The sequence below is a fragment of the Qipengyuania algicida genome (assembly GCF_009828025.1).
GTDB classification, from domain to species: domain Bacteria; phylum Pseudomonadota; class Alphaproteobacteria; order Sphingomonadales; family Sphingomonadaceae; genus Qipengyuania; species Qipengyuania algicida.
In genome coordinates, this window is the sequence record NZ_WTYA01000006.1 from 162,646 (window position 1) to 178,038 (window position 15,393).

At 58.8% G+C, this 15,393-nt stretch carries 16 protein-coding genes and 1 pseudogene; 4 read left to right on the forward strand and 13 right to left on the reverse strand.

The genetic code is table 11. The annotated features are described in order from the left end of the window. Positions 1-4: 4 nt before the first annotated feature. From rplI to GRI58_RS09345, 3 genes and pseudogenes are all read left to right on the forward strand, one after another. Entirely contained in the window at positions 5-631 is a 627-nt protein-coding gene (gene rplI, locus GRI58_RS09335; RefSeq protein WP_160753325.1) for a 50S ribosomal protein L9, read from the forward strand. 100 nt (positions 632-731) lie between these two features. Further along, positions 732-2,207: pseudogene (locus GRI58_RS09340) on the forward strand (AMP nucleosidase); the annotation flags it as partial. A gap of 67 nt (positions 2,208-2,274) precedes the next feature. Then, on the forward strand, positions 2,275-2,592 hold the full coding sequence (locus tag GRI58_RS09345; protein WP_160753327.1) for a PilZ domain-containing protein: 318 nt from the start codon (positions 2,275-2,277) through the stop codon (positions 2,590-2,592). A 39-nt stretch (positions 2,593-2,631) separates the two neighbouring features. On the opposite strand, the gene GRI58_RS09350 is transcribed toward GRI58_RS09345, so the two are convergent. Further along, positions 2,632-3,354 carry a response regulator transcription factor gene (locus GRI58_RS09350; RefSeq protein ID WP_160753328.1) on the reverse strand — a complete coding sequence of 241 codons (723 nt, stop codon included), beginning with the start codon at positions 3,352-3,354 and terminating at the stop codon, positions 2,632-2,634. Between the two features lie 479 nt (positions 3,355-3,833). On the opposite strand from GRI58_RS09350, the gene GRI58_RS09355 reads away from it, so the two are divergent. Beyond that, positions 3,834-4,283, forward strand: coding sequence for a MarR family transcriptional regulator (locus GRI58_RS09355; protein WP_160753329.1), 450 nt, complete (start codon positions 3,834-3,836; stop codon positions 4,281-4,283). A 19-nt stretch (positions 4,284-4,302) separates the two neighbouring features. On the opposite strand, the gene rimK is transcribed toward GRI58_RS09355, so the two are convergent. The 12 genes from rimK to GRI58_RS09415 form a co-directional block, all read right to left on the reverse strand. Beyond that, on the reverse strand, positions 4,303-5,208 hold the full coding sequence (rimK, locus tag GRI58_RS09360; RefSeq protein WP_160753330.1) for a 30S ribosomal protein S6--L-glutamate ligase: 906 nt from the start codon (positions 5,206-5,208) through the stop codon (positions 4,303-4,305). Further along, a complete protein-coding gene (locus GRI58_RS09365) occupies positions 5,205-5,663 on the reverse strand; it encodes an ATP-dependent zinc protease family protein (RefSeq protein WP_337190943.1) in 459 nt (152 codons plus the stop codon). The genes rimK and GRI58_RS09365 overlap by 4 nt, the downstream gene beginning before the upstream one ends. A 2-nt stretch (positions 5,664-5,665) precedes the next feature. Continuing rightward, positions 5,666-6,418, reverse strand: a complete 753-nt coding sequence (locus GRI58_RS09370) for an alpha/beta fold hydrolase (RefSeq protein WP_202386915.1) — start codon at positions 6,416-6,418, stop codon at positions 5,666-5,668. Positions 6,419-6,423: 5 nt separating this feature from the next. Next, on the reverse strand, positions 6,424-6,870 hold the full coding sequence (locus GRI58_RS09375; protein WP_160753333.1) for a GFA family protein: 447 nt from the start codon (positions 6,868-6,870) through the stop codon (positions 6,424-6,426). Beyond that, positions 6,867-7,514, reverse strand: a complete 648-nt coding sequence (locus GRI58_RS09380) for a 2-hydroxychromene-2-carboxylate isomerase (RefSeq protein WP_160753334.1) — start codon at positions 7,512-7,514, stop codon at positions 6,867-6,869. The genes GRI58_RS09375 and GRI58_RS09380 overlap by 4 nt, the downstream gene beginning before the upstream one ends. A gap of 84 nt (positions 7,515-7,598) precedes the next feature. Then, positions 7,599-8,234, reverse strand: coding sequence for a hypothetical protein (locus tag GRI58_RS09385; protein WP_160753335.1), 636 nt, complete (start codon positions 8,232-8,234; stop codon positions 7,599-7,601). Then, positions 8,231-9,256, reverse strand: a complete 1,026-nt coding sequence (locus tag GRI58_RS09390; RefSeq protein WP_160753336.1) for an aspartate-semialdehyde dehydrogenase — start codon at positions 9,254-9,256, stop codon at positions 8,231-8,233. The genes GRI58_RS09385 and GRI58_RS09390 overlap by 4 nt, the downstream gene beginning before the upstream one ends. Before the next feature lie 109 nt (positions 9,257-9,365). Continuing rightward, the gene (locus tag GRI58_RS09395) at positions 9,366-10,616 is read right to left on the reverse strand and encodes an APC family permease (protein ID WP_272916336.1); all 1,251 of its coding nucleotides are present in this window, start codon (positions 10,614-10,616) and stop codon (positions 9,366-9,368) included. Then, on the reverse strand, positions 10,613-12,763 hold the full coding sequence (locus GRI58_RS09400) for a S9 family peptidase (protein ID WP_160753338.1): 2,151 nt from the start codon (positions 12,761-12,763) through the stop codon (positions 10,613-10,615). Before GRI58_RS09400 ends, GRI58_RS09395 begins: the two co-directional genes overlap by 4 nt. A gap of 207 nt (positions 12,764-12,970) precedes the next feature. Continuing rightward, entirely contained in the window at positions 12,971-13,339 is a 369-nt protein-coding gene (gene rplS, locus GRI58_RS09405) for a 50S ribosomal protein L19 (RefSeq protein ID WP_160753339.1), read from the reverse strand. A gap of 374 nt (positions 13,340-13,713) precedes the next feature. Further along, entirely contained in the window at positions 13,714-14,427 is a 714-nt protein-coding gene (gene trmD, locus GRI58_RS09410; RefSeq protein WP_160753340.1) for a tRNA (guanosine(37)-N1)-methyltransferase TrmD, read from the reverse strand. A 38-nt stretch (positions 14,428-14,465) separates the two neighbouring features. Then, positions 14,466-15,377: a LysR family transcriptional regulator gene (locus GRI58_RS09415; protein WP_160753341.1), complete on the reverse strand. Its 912-nt coding sequence runs from the start codon at positions 15,375-15,377 to the stop codon at positions 14,466-14,468. Positions 15,378-15,393 lie beyond the last annotated feature (16 nt).

A 15,393-nucleotide genomic window follows, 5' to 3' on the forward strand; every position in this document is an offset into this window, starting at 1 on the left:
ACCAATGGATATCATTCTCCTCGAACGCATCGAGAAGCTCGGCACCATCGGCGACGTCGTGTCGGTCAAGGACGGCTACGCGCGCAACTTCCTCCTGCCGCAGAAGAAGGCGCTGCGCGCCAACGATGCGAACAAGAAGGTCTTCGAAGCCAATCGCGAGCGGCTCGAAAAGGAAAACGCCGAGCGCCGTACCGAAGCCGAAAAGCAGGGTGGCAAGATCGACGGTGCCGAGATCGTGTTGATCCGCGCTTCGTCGAACGCAGGCCAGCTCTACGGTTCGGTCAACGTGCGTGACATCGTTTCCGGCCTTGCCGATCAGGGTCACGAAATCGACAAGAAGCAGGTCATCCTCGGCCACCCGATCAAGACCATCGGGATGCACGAAGTTACCGTGGCGCTGCACCCCGAGGTGCACGTCAAGGTGAAGGCCAATGTCGCCCGTTCGGACGACGAAGCCGAGCTGCAGAGCCAGGGTGTCGACGTCCTCGCGCAGATGTTCGAAGACGAGCAGAAGCAGATCGAGGAAATGGCTGCGACCAATCGGATCGATCCGACCCTCGAGCCCGGCGAAATTCCCGAGGAGCTGTTCGAAGGTTCCGATGAGGGTGCCAAGGAAGAAAGCGCCGAGTAACGACGACTTCCTCACCAAACGCTTAAGAAAGGGCGCGGGCGGCAGATGCTTCCCGCGCCCTTTTTACAAAGGCCCGCACGCGTGCCAATAGAGCGCGACACACCAGAACAGAGCTGAGAGAAAGGAACAACCAGCCGTGGAAACGATCGAAACAATCCTCGACAAGCTGGAATTAGTATATGACGCGGCGGTCGCTCGCCTGCGCGAGGATGTGATGGCATTTGGCCATGATCGATCGGTGCCGGCGCCCGAGCGTCGGCGCGACGGCTCCTATGCCTACCCTGAACTCAGACTTCGCTTCCGTGGTGGCGAACAACCAGAGGAACGCAGTCGCGCCTTCGGACGCCTGAACGCGCCAGGCCTTTATACCACGACCATCACGCGCCCCGCCCTGTTCCGCGACTATCTTTCCGAGCAGTTGCGCCTGATCGAAGCCAATTACGAAGTCGAAGTTGAGGTCGGTTCGAGCGCCCAGGAAATCCCTTTCCCCTACGTGCTCGACGGGGAGGCGGGAGCCGAACTGGCTGGCGTGGATCCCAATCAGATCGCCCGGCATTTCCCGTCGACCGAACTGGCCGACATCGGTGACGAATTGGCCGACGGGATTGACATCGCCGATCCCGAAAAGCCGATTCCGCTGTCGCTGTTCGACGGATTGCGTACCGATTTCAGCCTGGCGCGCCTCGCGCACTACACTGGCACCAGCCCCGACCACTTCCAACGCTTCGTGCTGTTCACCAACTATCATCGCTATGTCGATGAATTCGTCGATTGGGCGGGCCAGCAGCTCGGGAAGGACGGTTACTCGGCACTTGCGGGCGCAGGCGGCATGTGGCTGACCGAACGGCAGGACAATGCCCGTGGGCAATTGTCCGACACAGCCTGGCGCCGCCACCAGATGCCCGCCTATCACCTGATCGGCGAGAACCGCAGCGGCATCACCCTGGTCAACATCGGCGTCGGCCCGTCCAACGCCAAGACAATCTGCGATCACCTTGCCGTGCTGCGGCCCGAAGCCTGGCTGATGATCGGCCACTGCGGTGGCCTGCGCCCGAGCCAGAAGATTGGCGACTACGTGCTCGCCCACGCTTATCTACGCGACGATCATGTGCTCGACCCGGTATTGCCACCGGAAATTCCCTTGCCCGCAATTGCCGAAGTTCAGCAAGCACTCGCCAAGGCATCGGAAATGGTGTCAGGTGAGCATGGCAGCGATCTCAAGAAGCGCATGCGGACCGGGACGGTGGTAACCACCGACGATCGGAACTGGGAACTACGTTATACTCAGTCGGCGCGCCGTCTCTCGCTCAGCCGTGCCGTCGGCATCGACATGGAAAGTGCCACTATCGCCGCGCAGGGCTATCGCTTCCGCGTCCCCTACGGGACGCTGCTATGCGTCAGCGACAAACCCTTGCACGGCGAGATCAAGCTCCCCGGGCAGGCTAACAAGTTCTATGAGGAAGCAATTGCCGCCCATTTGCAGATCGGCGTGACAACCTGCCGCTTGCTGCGCGATGAAGGACCGCGACTTCATAGCCGCAAGCTGCGCGCATTCAACGAGCCACCCTTCCGCTGACATGGCCTCGGCCAATTACCCAGTTTCATGTTAGCCAAATGTCAATTCCGGCGAGATATCGGGAAGCATGAACCTGCGTCGCGAAGCACGATACACGCTCAAATCATACGGTCGTTACCGCCGCGGACACGGGCGCGCCTATAGTGTTCAGTTCGAAGATATCTCGGAATTCGGGTGCCGTTTTCACGATCTGATCGGGCGGCTGGCTCCAGGTGACCGACTCACTCTCCGGATCGGCGAATTCGGCCCGATTGGTGCGCACGTCAAATGGAACGACCGACGGATAATCGGCATCGAGTTCGATCAACCGCTTCATCCCGCCGTGCTCGACCATATTAATCAATTTAATCAGGCTGAAGAATCGCAAATTCTGCGCGCTGAATAAATAACAAACTTGTATAAACGGTGCCGCAAGTTGCCTTATTCAGGCGGCTACCTTGGGGCACATATTCTCATCCAGCTCACAGGTGTCGACCGTCACGTCACAGCTCAGCAGCCGGCTTTCCAGTGCAATTCTAATTGCTTCGGAAGTGCTGCGCGCGTCTAGCTTTAGCAGCATATTGGAACGATGAATGTCGACAGTTCTCGGACTGACACCGAGCAAACGAGCTATCTCCTTGCTGCTATGTCCTTCGGACACGCATTGCAGGACCTCTACCTCGCGTGGAGAAAGGCCTTTCATGCGCCTGGCAGCATGGGCCTGACGGACATGAAGATTGGAAAGAAGCGAGCGATATCCTTTTGCGCCCACTATCCCCTTCTCGATATGATCGTGCGTGAACGGCCACTTGAGATAATCCACAGCGCCGCTTCGCATTGCTGTCACTACACGCTCATGACAGACGTCAACAGCATAACCGATAACACAGAAGCTACCGGTTTCCATTGCAATGCGACTAACCTGCTCGATCAGGTCACCAGAATCGATCACGAAGACGAAATGCAGGTCGCTCAGCCTGAGTCGACGCAAATCATCTGCTGTTTCGCACGGCTCCACATGCTCAACTACGTCAGATAGAAAAAAGTTGATGGACGCGCGCCGACGAACGTCAGCATCGACCACCGCAATTCTCGATTGCGAAGGCAATTGGTTTCCCCCCAATAGCAGATACTCCACAGTAATATGTGGCGCTTCCAGAATCGGCAATCGAGATCGAATCCGTTTTCGTATCTGTCGCCAGAGGTTCCACCCGGTGCGAGACAGGAAAATGCACCCATATCGGATTTAGTCGCACCACTAATTCACGATCGCATGGGATACGGCGGAAACTATGCCCTGCCTCTATATATCGGGCACCATAGCCATCAACCCGCCCGGATCAGAAAATAAGCTAATTTCAACACAATTTTCGATCAAACCATTTCGTCCTTTGACTTTCCACCATGGCGCACATTAAAGATTTCACCGAAGCATGTGCATTTTCATTCAGATGAAACCATGTCTTTGAACGAAAATCTTGTTAGTGGATGTGGAAGACGGAGAGGGGGTTTTGAAGCGCAGTCGCTGCAGTCATAAGAATTAATAATATTTGACGCGCTGTAATGAATAATGGTCGCAAATAGGAGTTGGGGATGAAACGCGCAGGGGGTATCGAACCGCTCGAGCTTGCAACTATCGGAATACAGATGTTGCGGCTGGCGCGCGGCCTCGCGCTCGATGAGCAAACTGGCTCCGGGTCCGGCATCAACAAGTTGGGGGAGCTCTTTGCGAGCCTCGCGCGTGACGAAATCAATGAACGCCATGCGCGCAGAAAGCAGTTCGGTGTCGACCTGTTCGGGGAACCTGCATGGGAGATGCTCCTGAATCTGTATATTGCGAAGGTCGACGGTAAACCTCTCGCTACGAAGGCGGTGCTGGCCGCCTCTGGCTCGCCAACAACGACTGCTCTAAGGCATTTGAGCGTACTGGAGCTCAAGGGGTTGATTGCACGCAACACGTCTGAAGAGGATCAGCGCGTAGTTCTGATCGAACTGACGAAAAAAGCCTATTCGATGTTCCAGACCTATTTTCTCAACCGACTGGAGATGCAAGACAAAGCTCTAGTCGGACAGGACACGTCGAGCCAAATCTTGTGAACCTGTCACCGGGTTGAAATCAGCCCGCACCCTTGGTCTTGGTTTTGCCGACCTTGGCGTTGTTGGCGATAAAATCGATCACCATACCGGCAACATCCTTGCCGGTGGCCTGCTCGATTCCCTCGAGACCCGGTGAGGAATTGACTTCCATGATAACCGGGCCGTGATTGCTGCGCAGCATATCGACGCCGCACACATTCAATCCCATCCGCTTGGCCGCACGCACGGCGGTTGAGCGCTCTTCCGGGGTGATCTTGATCAACTGCGCGCTACCGCCGCGGTGAAGATTCGAACGAAAATCGTCCGGCGCGCCAGTCCGTTTCATTGCAGCGACGACTTTCCCGCCGATAACGAAGGCCCGGATGTCGGTACCGCCGGCTTCCTTAATGAATTCCTGTACGAGAATATTGACGTTGGCGCCCCGGAATGCCTCGATGACGGACTTCGCGCTCGCCTCGGTTTCCGCCAGCACCACGCCGATACCCTGCGTCCCTTCCAGAAGTTTTATCACCACAGGAGGGCCATTGACCGCCTTGATGATCTCCGATGTCTGTTTGGGGTCGTGAGCAAAAGCGGTCAGCGGCAGTCCGAGCCCGTGCTTGGCGAGAATCTGCATCGAGCGCAGCTTGTCCCGACTGCGACCGATTGCAACACTCTCGTTAAGCGGCCAGCAACCGCGCATCTCGAACTGCCGGAGGATCGCCAGGCCATATTGCGTGATCGACGCACCGATACGCGGAATGACGGCGTCATATCCGATTGCCGGTTCGCCGTTGTAGAACACCTGCGGCCGATGGCTGGCGATATGCACCGTGCAGCGCAGCGTGTTGAGAATATCGAGCTGATGCCCGCGTGTCTCGGCCGCTTCGACCAGACGGCGATGCGAATACAGCTGCGCATTGCGGGCCAGCATCGCGATTTTCATTTGAGCAACCTTTTGCGTTCCGCGGCATCCGACTGAAGATAGGAGCGGCCGCTATCTACCATGAATCGGCCCCTTAATGCGGTGCGTCCGACGAGGATAGGGAATTTCATGTCCGACCGGTCCGCCAGGCTGAATTCCGCGGCGAACTCCGTTTTGCCCAGACGCAGCCGGGTCTTGATGATGAAGCGATCCTGCCCCTCCCCGTTGGAGCTGACCACGGTCCGGCGCCCGACACGCGGCAATTCGCAGACGACGGGCTCGCTGAGTCCGAGTCCGATATCGAGCAGGAAGCGTAACCAATGTTGTCCGTCGCGCTGGAAGCGCTCGATCTCGGTCGCGTGCAGACTCGACGTGCGCGCACCGGTGTCGATCTTCGCCGGGATGCGATGCGTGGTCAGCTTTGGCAGGGCGATCATCTCGCGCCAACCGACTGCTTCGAGTGGACGCCGGACCACGCTCAGGCTGGACCAAGCCAGTCGGCAATGGCCCGACCGAGATCGGGTTTGGTGACCGAACCCATATGCGTGCCGGGTACTTCGGCATAGGTGGAATCTGGCAAAAGGTCGGCAAGCTCCTCGGCCGAACCATTGTCGCGGTCCTCGTCTCCGCAGACCACCAGTGTCGGCATGGCGACATTGGCAAGCTGCGCCAGATCGAGATCGGGCATGGTGTCGAGCAGCAGCCGCGCCGCGACCCGGTCGGTGCCCTGCGATTTGAGAAATTGCATCGAGAACCACGCCGGATCGGTATGAGGGATATTTTCGAACTCGTCTATGACCCGGCGGAAGTGCGCTGCGCGCTTCTCCCACTCGCCCAGCCCTGCCGTTCCCATCCCGCCCACGATCAGCCGCGCCGGAGCAAGTACACCCTGCGCAACAGCGTGCAGCGAAGTGCGCGCGCCCAGCGAAAATCCGCCCAAATCATAATCCTGAATACCGAAGTGTTCGATGAGAGCGGCCGCATCGCGCACCAGCACATTTTTCGGATAAGCGTCCGGTGCGTGGGGTGCCTCGCTTTCGCCATGCACCCGAAAGTCGAGCATCAGGACTTCATAGCCACGATCAGCGATAAGCTGCGCATGGCCCCATTTTATCCAGTTCATCTGAGCATTGGAAAACAACCCGTGGAGCAGCACCAGCGGCCGCCCTGCCCCCAGCCGGTGCAGTGCCAATCGCGTGCCATCAAAGCTGTCGAAATACTCCGTTTTCAATTCACTCACTTGGGAACCTCCAGCCCAGCCGCCTTCCAGCGCTTTGCAACGCTATCGGTGGAGGCGCTGTAGTGGCGCGGCAGATCGCGCGTGTCGAGCCATGCCTCGTGAATGCCTTCCGCTCCCGCATGGGCAACCGGGCGGAAGCCGGATGGATCGTCGAAGCTGCCCACGGTCAGGTCGAAACCGCCACCGCCGTCGCGAAACGCAAAGCCCAGCGGCGTGCCGCAATGCGAACAGAACGGACGACGAGCAATCGGTGAGCTGTCATACCAGTCGGGTTCGCTCAACCAAAGTATCTGGTCGGCCTTTACCTCGACAAATGCAGCCGCAATCCCACCAGTCGCCTTCTGGCACATCCGGCAATGGCACCAATAAGCATCATCGCTTGCCAGCTCGACCTCATAACGCACGCGTCCGCACTGGCAGCCGCCGGTCCTCTTATGCGTCACCTCGGTTCCAGCCCCTTCTGCTCCATGCGCCATTTGGCCACCGCAATGCGATCCTGTCCAAAAAACGGCTCGCCGTCGAATACCAGAGTCGGTACGCCCCAATGCCCCGCTTGCTCGAGCGCGTTCTGGTTCTCCGCAATCTCGGCATCGAGCGCTTCTGCCTGCTCGACAACCTCAGTGTCGAGCTCCGACAGATCGAGACCGGCGCGCTGTGCGGCTCCAGCAAGATGTTCGCCTTCATGCCAGCCGTGCGTTCCGCCCCAAATCAACCGAGCAGCTTCATGCGCGAATGCCAGCCCCTTCCCACGTCGTGCAGCCGCCTGTCCCAACCGAGTAATCCGGCGGATATAGGGCTGCTCTGCCGCAATCGCGCGCGTGGACATGTCCTGCACGATGGGATCGGGACGCGGAGGACCGAAAGCTATGCCTTCGAATTGCGCCACACGCAGCACATCGAGCAATGTGTAGCGCAGCCAATTCGGATGGTTCCGTTCGAAAAAGTCAGGCTCCCGGACCGCCAGGGGATAAACCGGGCGCAACGCAATCTCGATCCGGTAGTGACGGCTAAGCTCGCGATAGCGACCCATCGCGAGGTAACTGTAGGGCGAACGAAAACTGAAGAAGAGATTTGCGGACAGCATCATGGCGCAAATCGTACACCGGCCAGCTTCGGCAGGCCATAGCAAGCACGACGGCACTGCGATCGCGAAACAACGCGGCGCCTTACCTCACCGGAAAATGCAGTTGGTTCCGGCCCACAATGCCGCCACAGTCTGTGGCGGAGTCCCTGAATCGAACTTGCCGTGAATCTCGCCAAAGCTGAATTCGGGGATCGAACTGACTTTCGGAAAGCTCAACTTGTGGAGCTTTTCCAAGGCATCGCGGGTCATGCCGATACCAACCCCCCCAACCGTGGCGAATCCCGGCGCATCGTCGCTATCCGTTGGAAACACACCCCAACCGACGAACTTGCCGTTCTGGAAGTTGAGCGAGAGAGGCCCGTAGTTGCTGAAATCGATCTGCCCGGCGGGACACTCGTCATTGCTGTCCTGCGCGGTCGGCTGCCCCAGCACAGCGGTTACCGCCGCATCGGCCATCGCCCGCGGAACGCCGAAGGCGAGCAACGACACACTGCTGTTTCCGGGGCTGGCGAACTTCAGCCCCTTTGCATCCAGCGTGATCGAAACCGGTGGCGTGACATCTGTAGCGGCAGGGGCAGGCGTCGCCGTACTGGCCTGCGTTACGGGGGACGCACTGGCTTGTCCTGCCGGATTGCCCTGATCTGCAGAAGCATCCTTGTGCGACACCGAACAGGCAGCCAAGCCGCACGCGCAAAGGACCGCGACAAGATTACGCAAGCTCATCCCTTCTTAAGGCATTCACGACCGAGAAGTTCCGCAATCTGAACCGCATTCAATGCAGCACCCTTGCGCAGATTGTCCGACACGCACCAAAGCGAAAGGCCATTGTCGACGGTCGGGTCTTCACGCACGCGACTGATATAGGTTGCGCTGTCGCCAGCGGCCTCAACGGGGGTGATGTATCCGCCATCCTCACGCTTGTCGATGAGCATGCAGCCCGGTGCCTCGCGCAGGATATCCTGCGCCTGAGTGGCCGAAATCTCGTTCTCGAACTCGATATTCACCGCCTCGGAATGACCGACGAACACCGGCACGCGCACACAGGTGGCGCTCATCTTGATCTTGGGGTCGAGGATCTTCTTCGTTTCGACCACCATCTTCCATTCTTCCTTGGTCGAGCCATCATCTAGGAAGACATCGATGTGAGGAATCACGTTGAAAGCGATCTGCTTGGTAAACTTTACCGGCTCCAGCGGATCGCCGACGAAGATAGCGCGGCTCTGCTGGAACAGCTCGTCCATACCGGCTTTGCCTGCGCCGGAAACTGACTGATAGGTCGAGACAACCACGCGCTTTATCTTCGCCGCATCGTGCAGCGGTTTGAGCGCGACGACAAGCTGCGCAGTTGAACAGTTGGGATTGGCGATAATGTTGCGCTTTGAATATTCGTGGATCGCTTCCGGATTGACCTCGGGTACGATCAGCGGAATGTCCGGGTCCATGCGATAGAGCGAGCTGTTATCGATCACCACGCAGCCAGCCGCAGCCGCCTTGGGCGCGTATTCCCTGGCCGGGCCGGAGCCTGCCGCGAACAGCGCAATATCCCAACCCGTGAAGTCGAAATGCTCGATATTCTTGCATTTGAGCATCTTCCCGGTGTCACCGAATTCGACCTCAGAGCCTTGCGAACGACTGGAAGCAACAGCTGCAATCTCGTCGCAGGGAAATTCCCGCTCGGCGAGCACTTGCATCATTTCGCGCCCGACATTCCCGGTCGCGCCAACGATGACCACGCGATAACCCAATTGCATTCTCCTGCTACGTTTTGTGCTGCTGCCCTAGCGGCAGAGACGGGCCAAGCCGAGATAATTCCACTTCACTCGCATCAAGTCGCAGGTGCAGACACCGAAAACTTTAGATGATGCTTCCAAAGTGAAGCGCAAGGGTCGGCGCTGTGACAGCGTTGCCGACCGCCCCGACCAGATAAAGGACAAGCATAGTCGCGCCCGCGAGTGACCCGATCAGACCGACCAAAGCTATCCAGCGCGGCCCGGTTCCGCGGTGCCATGCAATGATATTCACCAGAGCGAAGATGGTCAGAAAAACAAAACTGCCACCTTCCACCAGCGCCTGAATTCCGCCCACCAAAGTAAGCACCATGGCCGCACCCGAAATCACCAATGTTCCAAACCACGGTACGCCGTCTTCGTCCTTGCGGGCGAATAGCGTCGGCATCGCACCTTCGCTCGCAGCATGTTCAGCGAGACGGGCGGTCGCGAAAATGGTCGCGTTGATCGCCGAACCTGCAGAAAAGGTCGCAGCAATCGATACCGCGACGAAGCCGGCTACGCCCAATGCCTCACGCCCGGCAACAGCCAGAGCAACCTCCTCATGCCGGACGATTGCGGGTGCCCCTGCGAGCATCACCGCCCCCAGTGCGACCATAATATAGGTCAGCGTCGTCACCACGATGGCCGCAGGCATGGCGATACGGATCGTGCGCGAGGGATGGACCATCTCGTCGTAATCGTAGCTCAGCAGTTGGAAACCTTCATAGGCCATGAACACCACACCCATGCCCACCAGCGCACCGCCCAGCCCCACTGGCTGGTCGCGATCAAGCACGAGTTGCTGTGGATTCCAATGCGCCAACCCGAAAACGGCCAGGCCAAGCAGGATCGCCAGCTTACCCCATACAGCCACCTTCTCCAGCACAGTCGCTTCATGCGCACCGATAAGGTTGATGCCAGCCAGCACTGCAATGGCGACAATACCTGAGGCCAGCTTTACCCATTCGGGCGCCCCGAAGACATAGGCGGCATACGACCCGAAGGTCACCGCATAAACCGAGACGGTGAAGATATAGCCGATCAGCAACGCCCATACGGTGATGCGCGCCGCCCGGTGCCAGCCGATTTCCTGAAGAAAGGTATAGGATCCACCCGGCTCGTCGAACTGCCGGGTCAGCGTAGAATAAGAATGACCTGAGGCAAGTGCGACCACCCCTCCGATCAGGAAGCTCAGCCAAGCCCATTCACCCGCGACCGAAATCACCACGCCGAGCGTAGAGAAAATTCCCCCACCGATCATTCCCCCAACAGCCATCGCCCAGGCTCCGCCGAGCCCGAGGGAGTGATTCTGGGATGGAGTCTCACCCTCGCTCATTCAGGTGGCGTCACTCCATGGGCGGCGAGGAAATTCATGATCGTGTGCCACAGATGCGGACTGACCTTGGGGCCGCCCACGCCATGGGTTTCGCCTGGATAGAACATCATTGAGAACGGCTTGTCGGCGTGCTGGAGCTTGGCCGCCAGTTCGGTCGAATTGGCGAACACAACATTGTCGTCGCTCATGCCGTGAAGCAGCAGCATCGGATCGTCGATCTTCTCCGCCGGGAGCAATGCGCTGGCCTTGCCATAGGCAGCCTGATCCGTCTTCGGATTACCCATGTAGCGTTCGGTGTAAGCAGTGTCATAAAGCTCCCACCGCGTTACAGGAGCGCCAGCAATCCCTGCAGCATATAGGCCCGGATCGGCCTCAAGCATTCTCAAGGTCATGTAGCCGCCATACGACCAGCCATAGATCGCGATCTTGTCCGGATCGACGAATGGCAAAGTCTTGAGATATTCGGCGCCGACCTTCTGATCGGCGACTTCAGGCGTACCCATGTCGTGATAGATCGGCTTTTCGAACGCCACACCGCGATTGTAACTTCCGCGGTTGTCGATCTCGAACACGATATAACCCTTGGCGACTATCGCCTGCTCAAGCGGGTTGTTCCAGCCCTTGGTGACGGTCTGCACATGCGGGCCGCCGTAGTGCATGAAGAACACCGGATAGCGCTTGCCCTTCTCCATCACCGGTTTGATCATCCGCCAATGAAGTGTCTGCCCGTCCTCCGCCTTGAGCGTGCCGAATTCCTCAGGCCGCTGCTCGTCCTTGTACGGCGCATAGGGGTGGTCGCCCGTCACCGCGTTTTCGGAAATCCATGTCAACCGATTGCCGGACTCGTCGGCGAGATATGACTGCGGTGGCTGCGTCTCGGATGAGCGCGAGACCAGCAGAGTGCGTGCCTGCTTGTCCATGCTGGCATTGTTGACGAAGGCTGGATCGGTCAGGCGTTTTGGCGCGTCGGGATGCGCAAGATCAATCTCGTAAACCTGCGTTGCCAGCACATCGTCCTTGTTGGCGGTGAAAAACACGCGTCCGTCCTTCTGATCGACTCCGTCGAGCGATGTCACCACCCACGGCCCCCTTGTAAGCTGGATGAACTTGCCATTCTTGAAGTGATAAAGGTGGCCAAATCCATCACGTTCCGACCACCACACCAGGCTGCCATCGTTCAGCCACTTGTAGTTGCTGGTAAGGTTGATCCAGTGCCCCTTCGCGGCATTCTCGGTGAACAGCACCGTAGCCTTGCCGGTCGCGGGATCGACACTGAGCATGTCGAGCCGGTCCTGCACCCGGTTGAGACGCTGGACGTACAGAGTCTTGCCGTCCTTGGCCCAGTCGACACGGGCGAGGTAGAAGTCCTTGTCACTGCCGAGATCGACTTCGACCTTGTTGCTCCCGTCCGGGTCCATCACCCACAAAGAAACGAGCGCATTGGGCGTCCCTGCCGCCGGATAGCGTTGATGTGTGACCGTCGACGCATCGGCACCAATGGCAAGGCGCGTCACCACATCGACAGGAGCCTCGTCGAACCTTTCGACCGCGATCCGCTTGTCCTGCGGTGACCACCAATAGCCGGCCAGTCGATCCAGTTCTTCCTGCGCGACGAATTCAGCTTCGCCCCAGTGAACCGTATCGGAAGCTTCCTCTGGCGTCACCGGTTTCGCTTCTGCGCCACCTACCGCTCCGATCCACAATCGGCGATCGCGCACGAAAGAGAGGAACTTGCCGGTCTGCGACAGAGCAGGATTGAGTTCGCTCTCCGGCGTATTGGTCAGACGATGGACGGTGCCGTTGAGCCCAGCGAGATAAAGATCCCCATCGATCGGGACGAGAATCGATTTGCTGTCCGGACTCCAGAAATACGTCACGATCCCCTTGAGCTTGCCGATGCGCAGACGCTCGCGTTGCATCTTCTCCGCCTCGGACAGGGCCTGCCCGGTGCCGACCTTCTGGCTGTCGACCAGCATCGACCATTGCCCGTTCTCGCGGTTGTAACCCCATAAGTCGTAGCGATCCTTGTCGTCCGCGCGATTGCGCAGGACAGTCAGCCACTTGCCGTCGGGCGAAAGCTTCACCCCGCGCGGTGCTTCGCCGCTGAGGCTGGGGCTGGCAAAGACGCGTTCGAAAGTAAGCTTCATGGGTGCGCGATCCTGTGCGTGGAGCGGAGCGGTCAATGCAACGGCGGCAACGGCTAGGGTGAAACGACGCAAGACTTTGAACTCCCCGGATTTGAATTTCCGGGAGCAATGCCGCCTTGAACCAATGCTCGCAAGTAGGATGGGAAAAAGAAAAGGGCGGCGCTCCCTTCGGAGGCCGCCCTTCCCTATATCTCGGTCGTGCAAGCTTTACGCCTTGGGCGCATTCTCGCGACGCTCGGCGATACGCGCCGATTTACCCGTGCGGCCACGCAGATAGTACAGCTTGGCACGCCGCACGATACCACGACGCACCACGGTGATGCTGTCGACGATCGGCGAGTAAAGCGGGAAGACGCGCTCGACGCCCTCGCCGAAGCTCATCTTGCGGACGGTGAAGTTCGAACCCATGCCGCGGTTCGAACGGGCGATCACCACGCCTTCGAAATTCTGGACGCGCTCACGGGTGCCTTCGACAACCTTCACGCCTACGCGCACCGTATCACCGGCACGAAATTCGGGGATGTCCTTCCCCAGGTTCTCGATAGCCTCAGCCTCGAGCTGTTGAATCAGGTTCATCTGCCTGTCCTCAAATATCCACCGCGCGCCAGAGGCAGGTCAGACCCGAGCGTTCCTGTAACGCCCCCAAAGGTCTGGCCTGCATAACCGTATATCGTCTTCGCCGCGTTGCTTGCGCTACGCAGCGATTTCCGCGTGATCCCCCGATCGCAGCAATTCAGGGATAACGCCCCTTCCAAATTGAATGGCAGGGTTATGACCTGCCCGGAATCCGGACCGTCATGAGTCGCGCGCCCTAGTGCGAAACATCTGCATTTGCAAGGTGAAATGAGTTCCGATCGAAGACCGGGTCGTCGACCGACCATTACCCCTTTTCGTTCAGATCGAAAACGGAGGAAATTGGCGAATTCCGATATTGCCTAGCCTGCACCGACTCAGTCATCAAAACCATCCGTATCACTGCCACCAAAATAAGCCTTCCAAAGGTCCGGGCGGCGTTCGAGGGTGTCCGCCTGCGCTCGCTCCCGGCGCCAGTTTGCAATTCTGGCATGATCTCCCGATCGCAGGACTTCGGGTATCTCGCGCCCATTCCACAGCGGCGGACGAGTGAATTGCGGGTGTTCCAGGAGACCATCCTCGAAGGACTCCTCAATTCCGCTGGCCGATGCCCCCATCACGCCGGGCAGCAGGCGAATGCAAGCGTCGAGAATTGCCAGAGCAGCCGGTTCGCCGCCCGACAGCACGATGTCTGCGAGACTGACTTGCTCGATTTCGGGCCGCGCATCGAAGAAGCGTTCGTCAAAACCTTCAAAGCGACCGCATACGAATATGGCGCCCGGTCCTTGGGCGAGGTTCCGAATGCGTGCCTGCGAGATCGGCTTGCCACGCGGTGTCATCGCAAGCGCGGGCCGACCATCGGCGACGCTGTCATAGGCAGCGGCCAGCACATCGGCCTTCAACACCATACCTGCGCCGCCACCAGCTGGCGTATCGTCGACCGTGCGATGTTTGTCGGTGGCAAAATCGCGAATCTGCACTGTTTGACAGTTCCAGTCGCCGCGTTCGAGAGCTCGCCCGGCGAGTGATATGCCGAGTGGTCCGGGAAACATTTCCGGATATAGCGTCAGGATGGTGGCTGCGAATGTCATGCTTCGGCACATGCGGTCCGTTCGGCCAATTGGCAAGATCAGGCCTTGGGATGCGGCCTGCGCCGAACGAAATCGATGAATGCCCGTAGCGGCGGTGGGACAAGGCGGCGCCCCGGATAATACAGGAATGGACCTGAAAACTCCGGCCACCAATCTGCCAGCACCGGTTCGAGTTCGCCCGATTTGAACAGCGGCTGTAACCAGTCCTCGAAGAGATAAACGATCCCCCCACCGGCAACCGCAGTTTGCACAACAAGCTCAATCCCTGCCCCTATAGTAACTATCATCGGTCCATCAGGGTCAACGAACAAGGTCTGACCGTCCTTTTCGAACTCCCACGTCGGCATGGACCCGCTGGCAAACCGTCCGCGCAGGCATGAATGGCGCAGCAGGTCGGCAGGAACTTGCGGTAGTCCCTTTCTATCAAGATAGGATGGTGAAGCGGCAGCGGCGAAGCGTTGGCGACGCGGGCCAATCGGAATCGCGATCATATCCTGCTCGAGCCGTTCCTCATACCGGATCCCGGCATCGCAGCCTGCAGCTACAACATCGACGAAGCTTTCGTCGATGTTGAGATCCAGCGTGATATCGGGGTGTGATGCAAGAAATTCCGGTACAATGTCCATCAGCGCCGAGCGAACGACACTGAGCGGGACATTGAGCGTCAGCTTTCCAGCAGGTCTCCCGCGCATATCTTCCAGCACGTCGAGGGCCGCGCTGACTTCGCCAAGCGCAGGGTCGAGCCGCTCGAACAGGCGACGCCCTGCCTCGGTCGTAGCCACCTTGCGAGTGGTACGGTTGAGCAATCGCATACCGACGCTTTCTTCCAGCCGCTTCACGGCATCGCTCAGCACCGATGCGCTTTGCTGACCGCTGACCGCCGCAGCCCGAAAGCCACCAGCCCTTACAACCGCAGCGAAGGCCGCAAGATCACTATAGTTCGCTCTCATTGTTCGATAATCCGTA

Coding starts and splice junctions, on each gene's coding strand:
- GRI58_RS09385 (WP_160753335.1), bottom strand. CDS start 8,234: ATGAGCTTGCGTAATCTTGTCGCGGTCCTTTGCGCGTGCGGCTTGGCT.
- GRI58_RS09380 (WP_160753334.1), bottom strand. CDS start 7,514: ATGATGCTGTCCGCAAATCTCTTCTTCAGTTTTCGTTCGCCCTACAGT.
- GRI58_RS09415 (WP_160753341.1), bottom strand. CDS start 15,377: ATGAGAGCGAACTATAGTGATCTTGCGGCCTTCGCTGCGGTTGTAAGG.
- rimK (WP_160753330.1), bottom strand. CDS start 5,208: ATGAAAATCGCGATGCTGGCCCGCAATGCGCAGCTGTATTCGCATCGC.
- trmD (WP_160753340.1), bottom strand. CDS start 14,427: ATGACATTCGCAGCCACCATCCTGACGCTATATCCGGAAATGTTTCCC.
- GRI58_RS09355 (WP_160753329.1), top strand. CDS start 3,834: ATGTTGCGGCTGGCGCGCGGCCTCGCGCTCGATGAGCAAACTGGCTCC.
- GRI58_RS09345 (WP_160753327.1), top strand. CDS start 2,275: ATGAACCTGCGTCGCGAAGCACGATACACGCTCAAATCATACGGTCGT.
- rplI (WP_160753325.1), top strand. CDS start 5: ATGGATATCATTCTCCTCGAACGCATCGAGAAGCTCGGCACCATCGGC.
- rplS (WP_160753339.1), bottom strand. CDS start 13,339: ATGAACCTGATTCAACAGCTCGAGGCTGAGGCTATCGAGAACCTGGGG.
- GRI58_RS09395 (WP_272916336.1), bottom strand. CDS start 10,616: ATGAGCGAGGGTGAGACTCCATCCCAGAATCACTCCCTCGGGCTCGGC.
- GRI58_RS09400 (WP_160753338.1), bottom strand. CDS start 12,763: ATGAAGCTTACTTTCGAACGCGTCTTTGCCAGCCCCAGCCTCAGCGGC.